Consider the following 15502-nt stretch of genomic DNA (forward strand, 5'->3'; position numbering starts at 1 on the left):
GACCTGATTTCGGGGCTGGGTCGTTTCTCGAAGCTCTCCTGAGGCGTCGCTTCCGGAGAGCTTTTTTATGGAAGAAGCCGCTCAGGCCTGCCAGTCGACGCTGCCTTCGCCGCGATGCAGGGCCTCCGCCTCGGGCGTGAAGGAGCCGTCGGCCTGGTGCAGGACCAGCGGCGGCAGCAGGATGAACGGAGCGCGCGATTCGCGCTGCGCCCGGATCAGGATGCGCACTGCCGGCTCATCCACGCGCGGCAGCACCGGCTTCACCCGGATGTCGCCGAAGCGCCGGTCGAGCGCCGCCAGCAGCCGCGGCAGGGCATCGGCGCGGTGGATCAGGGCGAGCATCCCCTTGGGCCGCAGCAGGCCATGGGCGCAGCGGATCCAGGCCTCGTCGCCTTCCTCTCCGTGGATGTGTGCGCCGGAGCGGTAGGCATCGGGCGGCGGGCGCACCGTGCCGGCAAGATGGAAGGGCGGGTTCATGATGACGTGGCCGGCGCTGGCCGGCTCGAGCGGTCCGCCCTTGGCGAGGCGCGCGGTGACGTCGGCCTCCAGCACATCCACGCGTGCGGCAAGACCGTTGGTCTCGACATTCGCCCGGGCGAGCGCGGCGATGGCCCGATCGATCTCGACCAGGCGCACGCGGCAGCCGGGAAAGCGCAGCGCCACGGCAAGCCCTGCCGGACCGACGCCGGCGCCGAGATCGTAGACGGTGTCATCGGCTGTGGGTGAGGGGCAGGCGGCGAGCAGGGCTGCGTCCGTACCGGCACGGTGGCCCTTGGCGGGCTGTGCGAGTTGCAGCCGTCCGCCCAGGAAGACGGAAGTGGTGGCCGGGTTCACTGCTCGCGCAGCTCCTTGCCGAGGCCCGCCTCCCGCAGGCGCATGCGCGCCAGGCCGCTCTGATCGGAATCGACGAGGATGCGGCGCTGGATCATGCCGAGCGAGCCTTCCAGCACGCTCATATGCGTATCGAGCACGAAATGCACGACCCCCGCTTCCTTCAACAAAGCCTCGATATAGGAGATCAAGACGGGATCATTGGTACGGACGATTTCTTCCATGCGCGATTGTCGCGGCATTCACAACAAGTTGCAACGGGCTCGCTCGCCTCGGGCCGCCACGCCGGCCATTATCTGCAAGGGCCGGGTGACGCGCGACAACTGTGTGCTTGTGCGCAGGGCCGTGCATTTCTATGGTGCGCGCGTAAACGGAGTAGGAATTTTGGGTGTCGTTGTCGCATTCGAGGACAAATCGGGGTCGCAGGGCTCGATCGAACCGATCGTCGGCCTGACCAAGGCGGATATGACGCGGGTCAACACCACCATCCTGTCGCGCACAGGGTCGGAGGTGACGATGATCCCCGAAGTCGCCAACCATCTGATCTCGTCTGGCGGCAAGCGCCTGCGCCCGATTCTCACCCTCGCCACCGCGCAGCTCTCCAATTATCGCGGCGATGGCCATGTCAAGCTCGCCGCCTCCGTGGAGTTCATGCATACCGCTACGCTCCTGCACGACGATGTCGTCGACGAGAGCGACATGCGGCGCGGCAAGCCGGCGGCCCGCATGCTCTGGGGCAACGAGGCGAGCGTGCTGGTCGGCGATTTCCTGCTCGGCCAGGCCTTCAAGATGATGGTCGAGGTCGGGTCGCTCAAGGCGCTCGACATCCTCTCCACCGCCGCCACCGTGATCGCCGAGGGCGAGGTGGCGCAGCTCGCCGCCGCCAAGAACACGGCGACCACCGAGGACGAATATCTGGCCGTGATTCGCGGCAAGACGGCCGAGCTCTTCGCCGCCGCCTGCGAGGTCGGTCCGGTGCTGGCCGAGCGCCCGAAGGATGAGCAGGCGGCCTGCCGCTCCTTCGGCATGAATCTCGGCATCGCCTTCCAACTCGTCGACGATGCGCTCGACTATGGCGGCTCGGACGCCAAGCTCGGCAAGAATGTCGGTGACGATTTCCGCGAGGGCAAGATCACCCTGCCAGTGGTGCTGGCCTTCCGGCGCGGCAATGAGTCCGAGCGCGATTTCTGGCGCCGCACGCTCGAACGCGGCCAGATCGAGGGCGGCGATCTCGAGCACGCCCTCGGGCTGATGCGCCGTCACACAGCGCTGGAAGACACCATCGAGCGGGCCCGCCACTATGGCGCCATGGCCAAGGATGCATTGGCGCTGTTCGCCGACAGCCCGATGAAGTCGGCGCTGGCGGACGTGGTGGAGTTTTGCATCAGCCGCGCGCATTGAGGGCGAAATGAGGTGGCTTTGGACCTGCTCGTGTTGCGGTAAGGTTCAGGAGGATTTGCCGCTCGACCTTGGCTGTGAAGCTCCCAGTTACTGGGATGCCACGCCCGAAGCCGAACGAGGGCCGGGCTCGTTTCTGAATTCGGAGCTCTGCCTTCTGCGAAGAGGCGAAGATGTCGACTATTTCATGCGTGGGTGCCTCGCACTTCCGATCATCGGCATGAATGAGAACTTCGTCTTCGGCCTCTGGACCAGCCTCTCGCGTCAGAATTTCGACCGAGCCATCGAATTGAACAACGAAGCAGTGCTTGATCCAGATGAGGGGAATCCCTTCGGTTGGCTCTCCAACGCTGTTCCCGGTTTTCCCAATTGTTTGAATCTAAAGCTTCGTGTTCATCATTCGCCTCATCCACAGCGCCCATTCTTCGAACTGGAGCCGTCGGATCACCCCCTTGCGATTGCCCAGCGCGTGGGTATCTCTACCGACGATGTGGTGCAGATTGTTGCTCCTCTCATATCCCATTGAGAATTTTTGTCTTTTCCCAGCGTGATCCTGCGATGGATTGTCTTTGAGGGGCGGGAAGAAGAGATTGCAGGAACGACACTTCATGCCCAGCTCGATTGGAGCCAGTGTCCTGTCAACAAAGGCGCCACCTGTCTCCGCACGGCAGGCGCAGGCCATCGCCCAGCAGTACTACGGCCTCACGGTCATTGCCAGGCCCCTGATCGGCGAGCGCGACAGCAATTTCCATCTCAGGGCCGCCGATGGCGGGGACTACCTTCTCAAGCTGGTCAATCCCGCCGAGGACGAGGCGGTCACGGATTTCCAGACCCGCGCCTTGCTGCACATGGCGGCGCGCGATCCCTCCTTGCCGGTGCCGCGCGTGGTCGAAACCGCGCGGGGCGAGCCCTATTTCCGGCTCGCGCAACGGGGAGGAGCGTCGCGTATCGTGCGGCTCCTGACCTATCTCCCCGGCACGCCGCTGGCGAACGTCGAGCGCAGTCCGACCCTACCTCGCAATCTCGGCCTCGGCCTTGCCCGGCTCGACCTTGCTCTCTCGGACTTTTCCCATGCCGCCAGCAGTCATGAGCTGTTGTGGGACATCAGCCACGCGACGAGGCTCCGGCCGCTGATCGGCCATGTCGAGGACGGCGAACGGCGGGCGCTGGTCGGCCAGGTGCTCGACCGTCTCGAGATCGCCGTCTTGCCCCGCCTCGCCACCCTGCGCCGGCAGGTTGTTCACAACGACTTCAATCCCTCCAACATATTGGTGACCGGCAGCGCCGATGGGCCGCAGGACCGGCTCGCCGGCATCATCGATTTCGGCGACATGGTCGAGGCCCCGCTCATCCAGGAAGTGGGCGTGGCGGCCTCCTACCATGTGGCGGAGGAGGGCGATTTCCTGGCGCCGATCAAGCTCTTCACCGCAGGCTATCACGCGGTGCTGCCGCTGCAGGAGGGTGAGATCGCCTGCCTGTTCGACCTCGTCCTTGCCCGCATGGTGCAAAGCGTGGTCATCCCGGCCTGGCGCTCGACGTTGGAACCCGACAATCGCGACTACATCCTGCGCAATGGCGGCCGGGCCTGGATGGGCCTTTCGCGGGCGCAGGCAGTGTCGCCGGCGCAGGCGGCCGAGGAAATCCATCTTTATCTTTCCAGGGAGCGCGCCCCGTGACCGTGGCAAACGCCTTCGATCCCGCCAACGCCGCGGGTTTTGCCGAGGACGAAGCGGCGCTGATCGCCAGGCGCCAGCGCCTGCTTGGGCCGGCCTATCGTCTCTTCTACGCCCATCCCGTGCATGTGGTGCGAGCCGAGGGCGTCTGGCTCTATGGAAGGGATGGCGAAGCCTATCTCGACGCCTACAACAATGTCGCCAGCGTCGGCCACGGCCATCCGCATGTGGTGGCGGCGCTCGCCCGGCAGGCCGCGACGCTGAACACCCATACGCGCTACATCACCGACGGCATCCTTGACTATGCCGAGCGCCTGCTGGCCACCATGCCGGCCGCCATCTCCAACATCATGTTCACCTGCACCGGGAGCGAGGCGAACGATCTGGCGCTGCGCGTAGCAAAGGCGGCCACGGGCGGCACCGGCGTCATCGTCACTGAGAATGCCTATCACGGCGTGACGGATCTCCTGGCCCAGATGTCACCCTCGCTGGGCCCGAGCGCGCCTGTTGGACCGACGGTGCGCGTGGTGGCGGCACCGAGCGGGCAGGCGGATGCCGGCGCCGTCTTCGCACGCGGCGTGAGCGAGGCGATCGCCAACATGGCGGTGCATGGCATCAGGCCGGCGGCGCTGCTGGTCGATACGATCTTCTCCAGTGATGGCGTCTTTGCCGATCCCGCCGGCTTCCTTGCCCCTGCGGTGGAGCTCGTTCGCAAGGCAGGAGGCCTGTTCATCGCCGACGAAGTGCAGCCGGGCTTCGGACGCACCGGCGCTGGCATGTGGGGCTTTGCCCGCCATGGTCTGACGCCCGACCTCGTGACCATGGGCAAGCCGATGGGCGATGGCCACCCGATGGCCGCCATGGCCGGCAGGCCCGAGCACCTCGAGGCCTTCGGCCGCAATGTGCGCTATTTCAACACTTTCGGCGGCAATCCCGTCTCCTGCGCTGTCGGCATGGCGGTGCTCGATGTGATCGAGGCTGAAGGGCTGATCGCCAATGCAAGCGAGGTGGGCGCGGCGTTCAAGCGCGAGCTCGAAGCCTTGGCCGCGAATGATGGCCGTCTCGGTGCCGTGCGCGGGGCGGGGCTGTTCCTCGGGGTCGACATCGTGGACGCCCAGGGTACTCCCGATGCAACGAGGGCGGCGGCTATCGTCAACGGCCTGCGCGAGCGCCGCGTGCTGATCAGCGCCACCGGACGGCACGGCCACAGCCTGAAGATCAGGCCGCCCATGGTGTTCTCGCAAGAGAATGTGGCGCTGTTCATGGACAGGCTCAAGGATACGCTCGCTGGCTTATAGAGCGCCGTGGCTGGGACCGCGGACGTCCTCGTCCGCTCTTGGAAACGATGCGTTCTACAATAGAGGAAGAGGCGGACGGGGACATCCGCGGTCCCAGCCACGGCGCTTCCCGCGTAAAATTTCGAAAGCTCCCAAGGAAATCCGACCACGCTGCGTCTCATGGCACAGTCGGCAATCATGCCGGGGAGGTATCGATGCATCTGTGTCATCATCGGACAAGCGGGCATGCGGCCTGCGAGCAGGGGGAGAGCCGGCATGGCCTTCGCAGCAAGCGTTGATTTCGGCCTGCCTTCGCCATGGCCCCTGATCACTCGAGCAAAATTCATTGAGGCTGGAGCAGATTTCCGGATTGGCGCATTGGCAAAGAATGCATTTCGCGGTTCTTGGCGATTGGATTTGAAGGTGAAACACACCAGGCTGCTGTCGGTGCTGCCGGTGATGGACGAGCCCGCGCCCTTGCGCCACGGCGTGGCGGAGGCCAACGAGACCGCGGCCCTCGACGACAGCGATGCCGTGCTGGTCACTTTGGCGCTCAAGGGCGACAGCCGGGCCTTCGAGAAGCTGATCCGCCGGCACCACGACATGATCCACCGCGTCGCCTGGCGGCAGACCGGCCTCATGCAGGAGGCCGAGGACATTGTGCAGACTGTGCTTATGCAACTCGTCGAGAAGCTGGCGAGCTATCGCGGCGAGGCGCGTTTCACCACCTGGCTTGTTGGCATCACCATCAACGCCTGCCACGACCATCGCCGGCGCACATCGAGCTTCGGGCGCATGCGCCAGGCTTTTTCGAGCTTCGTCAATCTGGGCAGCGGCACGCTGGATGGCCGCGACCTCCTGCGGCAGAGCTGGCTGAAAAGCATGCTCGCTGGCCTCTCCCCCGAGCTCAGGGCAACCGTCGTGCTGGTGGCGGGCGAGGGCCTTAGCCACCGCGAGGCCGCGGCCGAACTCGGCATATCCGAAAACACCGTCTCCTGGCGCATGCATCAGGTGCGCAAGCATCTCAGCGGCGAGGAGACGAAGAACGGCGCGGCAACACGCCGGAAGGAGATCCGCGATGAGCGTTGATCACGATTTCGATCCCGTTGAACTCCCCGAAGCCCGGCCTTCGGACGCCGCGCGAGAGCAGGCGATCTTCAAGGCGGTGATGCAGTTCGAGGAAAACCAGCGCCGCCAGAGCAGGGGGGTGCCACAGCCGCGCCTACGCTTCAGTTCGCTATTGCCTCGCCCAAGCCTTCGCTTGGCTCTGGCGACGGGCGCGGCGGCGCTGATCGCCATACCGATGGGCGTGGAGACGATGAAGACATGGCGCCCGGCGGAAACGCTGCAGGAGGTGGAGGTTCCGTCGACCGATCAGAAGCTTGCCATTAATGACAGCACGCCAGCACCTCCGCTGGCGGATCGCGAGAAGTTGCCGGCTACCCAGAAGCCGGTGGAACTCGCGGGGCATAATGATTTGCAGAAGAGTGCCGTGCCGCCCGCCCCGCCGAAGCGGTATCCGGTTGAGCCGGCCGCACAGATCGCGCCGCTGCCTGCTCCCCCGCCGCTTGGCGTGCCTACCGCCAGCATAGCGCCGGAGCAACAAATGGCTAGCCGGGCAGTTCCCTTGCCTCCGGAGCGCCCGCTCCTGCCAAATGGGTCTGCCCCGGCAAAGCAGGATCAGGCCTGGCTCAATGTGAGACGTGAGCCTGTAGGAGGCGCACAAGCCCCGGACGTCATAGTGGGGCAACAGACCGGTGCTCCTGCTCAGGCGGGTGCGAGCCCCTATCCACCACAGCCAGGAACAGGAGGTTTCGGCTCCCTGCGAATCGATCCGAATGGCGCCCTGGCGACCGGCCCTGCCGCCGGAGAGCCTGCTCGGGCGGCGAACACACCCGCGCCTGCACCGACCTTTATGTGGGATCCGAACGTCCCGAAGGCGGGGCGAGCTTCGCCGTCGGGCACGGCCAATCTCCTTGCTGGGACGCAGCAAATCGGGGGTGGCTTCAGCGCCACGCTGTCGATCGAAGACGGTCGGTCGTCCTCAACGGGGAATTATCTTGGCGGCCTGCAGGTAGGAGGAAAAACTGGAACGGCAGAAAAGCTCGTCGCAGGCCAGGATGTCGCGCCCGTTTCCCCGGCTGTTTCTGTCGCGACCAATGCACCTGCACCCGCTGCGGTCAACAGCATCGATGCGCCCATGCCGCCTCCTCAGGCGGAAGTCGGGCGCGACAAATTCGCCAATGCGCCCGAGAACGCCTTCAAGCCGGTGGCGCAGGAGCCGGTCTCGACCTTCTCGATCGATGTCGACACCGCCTCCTATTCCTATGTCCGCGCGGCGCTGGGCCAGAACGTGCTGCCGCAGCCCGACGCCGTGCGCACCGAGGAGATGATCAACTATTTTCCCTATGACTATGCGCCACCCAGGAGCGCGGCCGAGCCCTTCTCCACGGCGGTGACGGTGATGCCCAATCCCTGGGTGGCGGGCCACAAGTTGATGCGGATCGGCATCAAGGGCTACACGCTTCCGGCCGACGAGCGCCCGCCCGCCAATCTGGTCTTCCTGATCGACACTTCGGGATCGATGGACGAGCCGAACAAGCTGCCGCTTCTCCTGAAATCGCTCGGCATGCTGGTCGACACGCTCCGGCCGGAGGACAAGGTCTCGATCGTCGCCTATGCCGGGTCCGCTGGCGTCGTGTTGCCGCCGACCAAGGCGTCCGACAAGGCCGCTATCGAGGCCGCTCTCGACAGGCTCAACGCCGGCGGCTCGACGGCGGGCGGGGAGGGGCTGCGCCTCGCCTACCAGCTTGCCGAAGCCAATTTCGATCCCAAGGCGGTGAACCGGGTGATGCTCTCGACCGATGGCGACTTCAATGTCGGCATCACCGATCCCGATGAGTTGAAGGGCTTCGTCACACGCGAGCGCGACAAGGGCATCTTCCTCTCGGTGCTCGGCTTCGGCATGGGCAATCTCAACGATGCGATGATGCAGGAGCTCGCCCAGAACGGCAACGGCGAGGCCGCCTATATCGACACGTTGAACGAGGCCCGGAAGGTGCTGGTGGACCAGGCGACCTCGACGCTCTTTCCCATTGCCAAGGATGTGAAGATCCAGGTCGAGTTCAATCCGGCCGCGGTGAGCGATTATCGCCTGGTCGGTTATGAGACGCGCATGCTGAGGACGGAGGACTTCAACAACGACAAGGTCGATGCCGGCGAGGTCGGCTCGGGCACCAGCGTGACGGCGATCTACGATTTCGTGCCGGCGGGCGGGCCGCGCCCGGTCGACGACAGTCGCTACCAGGCTCAGGTGGCCGCGGCGGCGACGGGCAAGGCTGACGAATATGCCTTCCTGAAGATCCGCTACAAGCTGCCGAAATCCGACAAGAGCAAGCTGATGACGACGCCGGTGACCCGTGCTGGTGAGGCCGAATCGATGTCGCAGGCGCCTCTCGATTCACGCTTCGCCGTGGCGGTGGCGAGCTTTGGCGAATGGCTGCGCGGGGGCAAGTACAGCGGCAGCGTGACGCCCGACGACATCATCGCGCTCGCCAATGGCGCGAAGGGTGAGGACGAGTTCGGCTACCGTGCGGAGTTCATCAACCTGGTGCGGGCGGCGAAGACGGCGAAGGGGCTGCCTCCGAGCAGGCAGTAACGAGCGACGGCCTCGGTGACGCAGGCGCGACGAGCCTCCCTCACGAAGCTGGGGGAGGTGACCGAACGAAGTGAGGTCGGAGGGGGTGTGGGCGGAGTGAGGCGCGGGAAGCGAGGTCTGGGTCTGCGGCATCCGCCGCTTTATCCTGGCCACACCCCCTCCGTCATTGCGCCGCGCCTACCTCCCGGCGTACTCCCGCTTCTTCACCTTGCGGATCTGCGCCAGCTGCCCTTCCAGGATCGCCAGCGTGTCGGCTTCCTCGGCCGTCAGCTCGTCCGGCCTGAGGTGGCGGATCAGCACTTCCAGGGCTTCGCCGATGCGGCCGAGCTGGCGGCCGTAGGAGCCGACCTCGTCGAGGATTGACTGCTCGATGTCAGGCCGCGGTGTCTGGCCGAGGTTGATGTTGACCAGGCCGAACTGGCCGCCGTTCTGGTAGAAGGTCCAGGGATTGATCGCCTGCCAAAGCTTGTCGGGCGCGATGGAAAGTCCGAGCGAATTGGCCATGAAAGTCCCCTCAGGCATCGTACGGAAGCGATGCAGCAAGCTTCGAGAGCCGCAGACTTTCATGGGGTCGGGATTTCAGCGTGACAGGCAAAGAAAAAGCCACCCCGAAGGATGGCTTTCGATCTCAGGCCTCAAACCCTTCTGGCTCAGTTGAGCTTGGCGCGCACCTCGTTGAGGGCGGCGGACATCAAATTGCTCGCGCTGGCGGCAGGCTGGTTCGACAGGATCGAGGTGGCGGCCTTCACGGCGGCATCCGCGGCGGCGGCCTTGACCTCGGCCACGGCGGAAGCCTCGGCCTGCGCGATCTTCTGGTCGGCCAGCTTGGTGCGGCGGGCGACGAAGTCCTGGATCTTGGCGATCTGCTCGGCCTTGTAGCGCTCGGCCTCGACCTTGGCGGCCTCGATCATCTGCACCGCTTCGGCCTCGGCTTCCTTCTGCTTGCGCTGATAGTCGGCCAGGAGCTTCTGGGCCTCCTCGCGCAGCGAGCGGGCCTGCTCGAGCTCGGCGCGAACGGCGTTGGCGCGGGCATCCAGACCTTTCCCGATCTGGCCGAAGGCGCCCATCTTCCAGGCAATGCCCAGGAAGATGAGGGTACCGATCAGGATGTAGAATTCCGCACCGGTGGGATCGAACACCTCGTGGAGCACTTCTCCGAAATATTCCATGGTGTCCTCCTCAGTTCGCCACGGCGGTGCCGACGGCCGCCTGGACCGCATCGGGCTCGGGAGCCTTGCCGAGCAGTTGCTCGACGATGGCCGTGGTGGCCTCGATGGCGATGGCGCTCACATTGCCCATGGCGGACTGCTTGGTGGCCGTGATCTGGGCTTCCGCCGCCGACAGCTTGGCCGAGAGATCGGCCTCGAGCGACTTGCGGGTGGCGTCCGTTTCGGCGGTCACGGCGGCGCGGGTCTCGGACGCGATGTTCTGAGCCTTGGCGCGCGCCTTGATCAGCGAGGTCTCATAGGCGGCAATGGCTTCGTCGCTGTCGGCCTTGGCCTTCTGCGCAGCAGCCACGTCCGACGAGATCTTGCTCGAACGGTCGGCAAGGATGCCGGCGATGCGCGGAAGCGCGACCTTCGACATCAGGAGGTAGAGAAGCCCGAAAGCGATGACCAGCCACAGGATCTGTGAAGCAAAGGTCGAGCTGTCGAAGGGCGGGAATGAGCCCTTGGCTCCATGGGCATCGGCCGGAACCTCGGTTCCTGCGGTTGATTCAGCCATGAAACACCTTCAGCGAATGCGCCCTTGCGCCCGTGGGGGCGCAGACACAATCAGATGGAATTGCTGCCAGCCCGCGCAAGCGAGTGACGGCCTCGCGGTTTGTGCGAAAGCCGTCCCCGGAACGCAGGCCGCGTGGATCAGACTGCGAAAAGCAGCAGCAGAGCTACGAGCAGCGAGAAGATGCCGAGAGCTTCCGTCAGCGCGAAGCCGAGGAGCAGGGTGCCGCGCTGGCCGTCGGCAGCCGACGGGTTGCGCAGGGCGCCCGAGAGGAACTGGCCGAAGAGGTTGCCGAGGCCGATGCCGGCGCCGGCCATGCCGATGCAAGCGATACCAGCACCGATCAACTTAGCTGCGTTGGCGTCCATGATGGAACTCCTGTTGGATGTGCGTTTGTTGGGACGAGTAGGAAATCAATGGCCAGGATGAAGGGCGTCATTGAGGTAGATGCAGGTGAGCGTTGCGAAGACATAGGCCTGCAACACGGCCACCAGCGTTTCGAGCGCCACCAGAGCGATGACGAGAAGGAGCGGCAAAGGTGAAAGGATCGCGGTGAAGACACCGGCGCCGGCGAGCATGACGATGAAGCCCGCGAAGATCTTGAGCGCGATATGGCCCGCCAGCATGTTGGCGAAAAGACGAACCGAGAGGCTGATCGGACGCGAAACGAAGGAGATCACCTCGATCACGATCAGCAGAGGCAGCAGCCAGGCTGGAACGCCCGAGGGCACGAACAGCTTCAGGAAATGCGCGCCATTCTTGTAGAAGCCGTAGGCGATGACAGTGCTGATCACCAGCGCGGCGAGAGCGAAGGTCACGATGATGTGGCTGGTGACCGTGAAGAAGCCCGGGATCAGGCCCAGCACGTTGCAGAACAGCACGAACATGAAGAGCGAGAACACGAAGGGCATGAAACGCATGCCCTCGTTTCCGGCCGAGCTGCGCACCGTGCCGGCCACGAATTCGTAGAAGGTTTCGGCGAGAGACTGCCAGCGGCCGGGAACGGTGGCCCGGGCCGAGGTGGTCGCGATCATCACCAGCGAGATGAGGATCACCGCGATGAACATGAACAGAGCCGAGTTCGTGAACGCGATGCTGCCGATATGGAAGATCGGCTTGATCTCGAATTGCGCAATCGGACTATGCATCGCCAGCGAGGCCCCGTCTTTTATTGTGGCGCAAGGCGCCTGTTCATTCCTGCTTGCCGGGTGTTTTGCCCAACATATTCGAAGCGCGCAACAAATTCCGGAGACCCGCCGCAAAGCCGAGCATCAAGAAAATGATGAGCCCCCACGGTGAGGTGCCGGCGAACTTGTCGATAACCCATCCGACCAAGCCGCCGGCGACGATGCCGGCAACGAATTCGGACGACAGACGCATCGCCTTGCCGATCGCGGAGGGATCGCCCTCCTGCTTACGCAACTTCGCCGCTTCGGCTTGTTCCCCGGCCTTGATGGTGCCGAGGCGCTCGTCGAGGCGGCGCAGACGTTCGGACAGCTCTTTTTCACTGGGATTGTCTTTGCCGGAATTTCCGGCCTGGTTTGCTTCGTCGCTCGCCATTGCGGCAACACGCTCCCTGGCCGGCAAACGGTGCCGGACACCCCCCTTGAAAACGGCGGGACCATACCTACCGACTTTTGCAGTGTCAAGGTGAGGCGAAATTAAGTCAAGCCTTTGAGAACAAATAAAAAATGGGCGAAAGCGAGGGCAGCGTGCGGCTTTTGTCCACGCTGCAGCCTGTGGTTGGGGCGGCATTATTCACGAAGGGCCGGCCTCCCGGGCGTCATCTGCCGCTTTCGGACGGGCCTATTTGCATCTCCCGGCACCGGATTCTTCGTGAGAATCAGGCCGCTTCCAGGCGTTCTGGCGAGACGATATCCACCAAGCCCCAGGCCTGCGCCTCCTCCGCGCTCATGAAATTGTCCCGCTCGAGCGCGGCCTCGACCTCTTTCAGCGTACGGCTGCAATGCTTGGCGTAAAGCGCGTTGAGACGCGCCCGGGTCTTGGAGATGTTGGCGGCGTGGATGAGCATATCGGTGGCCTGGCCTTGATAGCCGCCGGACGGCTGGTGCACCATGATCGAGGTATTGGGCAGGGCGATACGCCGGCCGGGGGCGCCGGCCATCAGGATGAAGGATGCGATGGAGTAGGCCGATCCCATGCACAGGGTCGAGACCGGGCTCTTGATGAATTGCATGGTGTCGTACATGGCGAAGCCGCTGGTTACCATCCCGCCGGGCGAGTTGATATAGATGGAGATCTCCTTCCTGGGATTCTCGGCCTCCAGGAAGAGCAATTGCGCGCAGACCAGCGCCGAGGTGTTGTCATCAACCGGGCCGTTGATGAAGATGATGCGCTCCCGCAGCATGCGCGAAAAGATGTCGAAGGCACGCTCGCCGCGCTGGGACTGTTCGACGACCATGGGGATGAGGGCGTTCATCGGGGAGGCTCCTTCTGCCGTTGGTTTGACTGAGACGCTGTGGAGTTTGTCATCCCCTTCCCCTCGTTCTCTCTGCGCTGCGCTCGCGAGCACACTCACAAGCAAAGCTTGTGAGGATACGGCCGGGGATGACTGCCCGGTGTTTCGGAAGTGAGATTTCAGGCCGCTCGCAGCATCATGACGGGTTCGTTCAAATTGGCGGCGGCGGGCTTCAGCACGAAGTCGCCATGGGTGATGCGCAGAAGCGTGCCGCCATCGCTGATGGGATCGAGTTCGAAGGTGACGACGCTGTCGAGTGTGCTCTCGCCGTCCTCCTCGCGCCAGGCGTAACGCAGGCGATGCGGGGGCTCGGCGGCCAGCACCGTGCAGTCGACGCGGCCGGCAAGACCGCCCGCCTTGCCGTCGAAGCTCAGGCCCTCAATCTTCCGCTCAAGCTCCATCGGCGCCAGCCAGGCGGCGACATAATCGGGGATGGTGAGCGCGCGCCAGACCTTGGCGGGCGGCGCTTCCAGCTCGCACTCGAAGACGAGATCCTTCGCCCGCTCCTCGCTCGCCCGGTCCTGCAGCATGGTCATCGGCGCGTCTTCCGTCATTGGTCCATATCCTTGAGCACTGCTTTGAGCCTTTCGATCCGCTCCGGCCAGAAGGCGCGGTAGCGGTCCACCCAGTCGGTCAGCGGCGTCAGCGCCTGCGGCACGGCGCGATAATGGGCGTTGCGCCCCTCGCGCCGCTCCGCAACCAGGCCGGCCTGCCTGAGCACGGCCAGATGCTGGGAGATGGCGGGCTGCGAGACCTCGAAGCCGGCCTTGAGCTCGGACACGCTCATCTCCCGGCCGGCGAGCCTTTCGAACACGGCGCGGCGGGTAGGATCGGCAAGGGCGCGGAAGAGATCGGGATCGGTCATGCGAGATACATAAGCATTTACTTATGGATTCGGCAAGACGATTTTCCTCCGGGTGCACGGGCATCTCGCCCGTTCTTGAACCGTGATGCTTGTCAATAAGGAAGAGATGGGCAGGATGCCCGTGCACCCCGGGAAGCTCCCGGGCTACACCGCTTCCAGGAACTGCTCGGCCTCGCTCAGGCTCACCGAGACGAGCTGGCTCACGCCGCGCTCGGCCATGGTGACGCCGAAGAGGCGGTTCATGCGGGCCATGGTGATGGGATTGTGGGTGATGGTGACGAAGCGCGTCTCCGTCTGCTGGATCATGCTGTCGAGCAGGTCGCAGAAGCGCTCGACATTGGCATCGTCCAGCGGCGCGTCGACTTCGTCGAGCACGCAGATCGGCGCGGGATTGGTGAGGAAGACCGCGAAGATCAGCGCCATCGCGGTCAGCGCCTGTTCGCCACCCGAAAGCAGCGACAGGGTTTGCGGCTTCTTGCCGGGCGGGCGGGCCAGCATTTCGAGCCCGGCCTCGAGCGGATCGTCCGATTCGGTGAGCTGCAGTTCCGCGGTACCACCGTCGAACAAAGTCTGGAACAGGCGCTGGAAATGGCCGTTGACCACGTCGAAGGCGGCCAGCAGCCTCTCGCGGCCTTCCTTGTTGAGGCCGGTGATGGCCTGCCGCAGGCGCTTGATCGCCTCGATCAGATCGTCCCGTTCGGCCACCATGCCGTCGAGCTGGCTCTGCACGTCCTTCTGCTCGTCCTCGGCACGCAGATTGACGGCGCCGAGGCGTTCGCGCTCGCGCTTGGCTTCCTCCAGCGACCGTTCGACATCCCTGCGATCGGGCATCGGCGCGTCGGGCGCGAGATTGGCGAGCTTGAGGAGGCCGGTGGGCGCGACGTTCAACGCCTCCTCGATCTCGGAGACGATCTGGGCGCGCCGTGCCCGCAAAGCGTCGAGCTTTTCTTCCGAGCGCACCTGCTCCTCGCGCGCCTGGCTCAGCGCCACCAGGGCATCGCGGCCCTGGCGGTCGCTCTGGGCAAGGCGGGTCTCGGCTTCGGCGAGGCGGTCGGCGGCTGCCTTGCGCGCAGCCTCGGCGATTTCCGTCTCGCTCATCAGGGCCCGGCGGCGGGCGGCGAAGACCAGGGGTGCGTCGTCGAAGGTTTCTCGCTCGACCTGCAACTCGGTCAGGCGGTTGGTCAGCGTTTCGATCTGGGCCGCGCCGCCCTCCTGTCGATCCGCCCAGGATCTGCTTTCCTGGCCGATGGCGGCGAGGCGCCTAAGACGCAGCTCCCCCTCGCGCGCGAGGGTCTGCGCATGAGCGCGCGCCTCGGCCACGGCGACGCGGCCTTGCGCCACGGCGTTGCGCAGCTCCTGCAGGCGGGCATTGAGGGCGCTGCCATCAGGCAGGGAGACGAGGGCTTCGCGGGCGGCCTCGCAGGTTTCCCTTGCTTCAGCGAGATCGTCGCCGAGACGGTTGCCGGCCTCGGCAAGGGCTGACAGGCGGCTCGCAAGCTGCGCGGCCTGGCGCTCGGCGGCGGCGGCGCGCTCGCGCAACTGCTCGGCCTCGCGGTTCAGCGCGCGCCAGGTGTCGCGGGCACCGCGCTCGCGCTCGCC

18 protein-coding genes are annotated in these 15502 nt (G+C 65.0%); 6 read left to right on the forward strand and 12 right to left on the reverse strand.

The window, feature by feature from the left end; translation table 11 throughout:
- Positions 1-81: 81 nt before the first annotated feature.
- Together QQL24_RS27690 and QQL24_RS27695 are read right to left on the reverse strand one after the other, a co-directional pair.
- Positions 82-834, reverse strand: coding sequence for a tRNA1(Val) (adenine(37)-N6)-methyltransferase (locus QQL24_RS27690; protein WP_284315529.1), 753 nt, complete (start codon positions 832-834; stop codon positions 82-84).
- Positions 831-1055, reverse strand: coding sequence for a putative signal transducing protein (locus QQL24_RS27695; protein ID WP_284315530.1), 225 nt, complete (start codon positions 1053-1055; stop codon positions 831-833). Before QQL24_RS27695 ends, QQL24_RS27690 begins: the two co-directional genes overlap by 4 nt.
- A 160-nt stretch (positions 1056-1215) precedes the next feature.
- On the opposite strand from QQL24_RS27695, the gene QQL24_RS27700 reads away from it, so the two are divergent.
- From QQL24_RS27700 to QQL24_RS27725, 6 genes are all read left to right on the forward strand, one after another.
- The gene (locus tag QQL24_RS27700; protein ID WP_284315531.1) at positions 1216-2232 is read left to right on the forward strand and encodes a polyprenyl synthetase family protein; all 1017 of its coding nucleotides are present in this window, start codon (positions 1216-1218) and stop codon (positions 2230-2232) included.
- 7 nt (positions 2233-2239) lie between these two features.
- Positions 2240-2755, forward strand: coding sequence for a DUF2199 domain-containing protein (locus QQL24_RS27705; protein WP_284315532.1), 516 nt, complete (start codon positions 2240-2242; stop codon positions 2753-2755).
- Positions 2756-2837: 82 nt separating this feature from the next.
- On the forward strand, positions 2838-3905 hold the full coding sequence (locus QQL24_RS27710; protein ID WP_284315533.1) for a phosphotransferase: 1068 nt from the start codon (positions 2838-2840) through the stop codon (positions 3903-3905).
- Entirely contained in the window at positions 3902-5200 is a 1299-nt protein-coding gene (locus QQL24_RS27715) for an aspartate aminotransferase family protein (RefSeq protein WP_284315534.1), read from the forward strand. Before QQL24_RS27710 ends, QQL24_RS27715 begins: the two co-directional genes overlap by 4 nt.
- A gap of 402 nt (positions 5201-5602) precedes the next feature.
- Positions 5603-6268, forward strand: a complete 666-nt coding sequence (locus QQL24_RS27720) for an RNA polymerase sigma factor (RefSeq protein ID WP_284315535.1) — start codon at positions 5603-5605, stop codon at positions 6266-6268.
- The gene (locus tag QQL24_RS27725; RefSeq protein WP_284315536.1) at positions 6258-8837 is read left to right on the forward strand and encodes a VWA domain-containing protein; all 2580 of its coding nucleotides are present in this window, start codon (positions 6258-6260) and stop codon (positions 8835-8837) included. Before QQL24_RS27720 ends, QQL24_RS27725 begins: the two co-directional genes overlap by 11 nt.
- Positions 8838-9014: 177 nt before the next feature.
- On the opposite strand, the gene QQL24_RS27730 is transcribed toward QQL24_RS27725, so the two are convergent.
- The 10 genes from QQL24_RS27730 to QQL24_RS27775 form a co-directional block, all read right to left on the reverse strand.
- Positions 9015-9341 (reverse strand): hypothetical protein, encoded by a 327-nt coding sequence (locus QQL24_RS27730; protein ID WP_284315537.1) that lies wholly within the window; start codon positions 9339-9341, stop codon positions 9015-9017.
- 146 nt (positions 9342-9487) lie between these two features.
- Positions 9488-10006: a F0F1 ATP synthase subunit B family protein gene (locus tag QQL24_RS27735; protein ID WP_284315538.1), complete on the reverse strand. Its 519-nt coding sequence runs from the start codon at positions 10004-10006 to the stop codon at positions 9488-9490.
- A gap of 10 nt (positions 10007-10016) precedes the next feature.
- Positions 10017-10562: a F0F1 ATP synthase subunit B gene (locus QQL24_RS27740; protein ID WP_284315539.1), complete on the reverse strand. Its 546-nt coding sequence runs from the start codon at positions 10560-10562 to the stop codon at positions 10017-10019.
- Between the two features lie 137 nt (positions 10563-10699).
- Positions 10700-10927, reverse strand: a complete 228-nt coding sequence (locus tag QQL24_RS27745) for a F0F1 ATP synthase subunit C (protein WP_284315540.1) — start codon at positions 10925-10927, stop codon at positions 10700-10702.
- Positions 10928-10972: 45 nt separating this feature from the next.
- Complete coding sequence (locus tag QQL24_RS27750) at positions 10973-11707, reverse strand: F0F1 ATP synthase subunit A (RefSeq protein WP_431310765.1); 735 nt, start codon at positions 11705-11707, stop codon at positions 10973-10975.
- A gap of 43 nt (positions 11708-11750) precedes the next feature.
- Entirely contained in the window at positions 11751-12119 is a 369-nt protein-coding gene (locus QQL24_RS36490) for an AtpZ/AtpI family protein (protein WP_348536505.1), read from the reverse strand.
- A 283-nt stretch (positions 12120-12402) separates the two neighbouring features.
- Positions 12403-12999, reverse strand: a complete 597-nt coding sequence (locus QQL24_RS27760; protein ID WP_284315541.1) for an ATP-dependent Clp protease proteolytic subunit — start codon at positions 12997-12999, stop codon at positions 12403-12405.
- A gap of 158 nt (positions 13000-13157) precedes the next feature.
- Positions 13158-13592: an SRPBCC family protein gene (locus tag QQL24_RS27765; protein WP_284315542.1), complete on the reverse strand. Its 435-nt coding sequence runs from the start codon at positions 13590-13592 to the stop codon at positions 13158-13160.
- A complete protein-coding gene (locus tag QQL24_RS27770; protein WP_284315543.1) occupies positions 13589-13903 on the reverse strand; it encodes an ArsR/SmtB family transcription factor in 315 nt (104 codons plus the stop codon). The genes QQL24_RS27765 and QQL24_RS27770 overlap by 4 nt, the downstream gene beginning before the upstream one ends.
- Before the next feature lie 144 nt (positions 13904-14047).
- On the reverse strand, positions 14048-15502 hold a 1455-nt coding region (locus QQL24_RS27775), incomplete at its 5' end, for a coiled-coil domain-containing protein (RefSeq protein ID WP_488803369.1).

The sequence above is a fragment of the Labrys miyagiensis genome, assembly GCF_030160835.1.
Lineage (GTDB): Bacteria > Pseudomonadota > Alphaproteobacteria > Rhizobiales > Labraceae > Labrys > Labrys miyagiensis.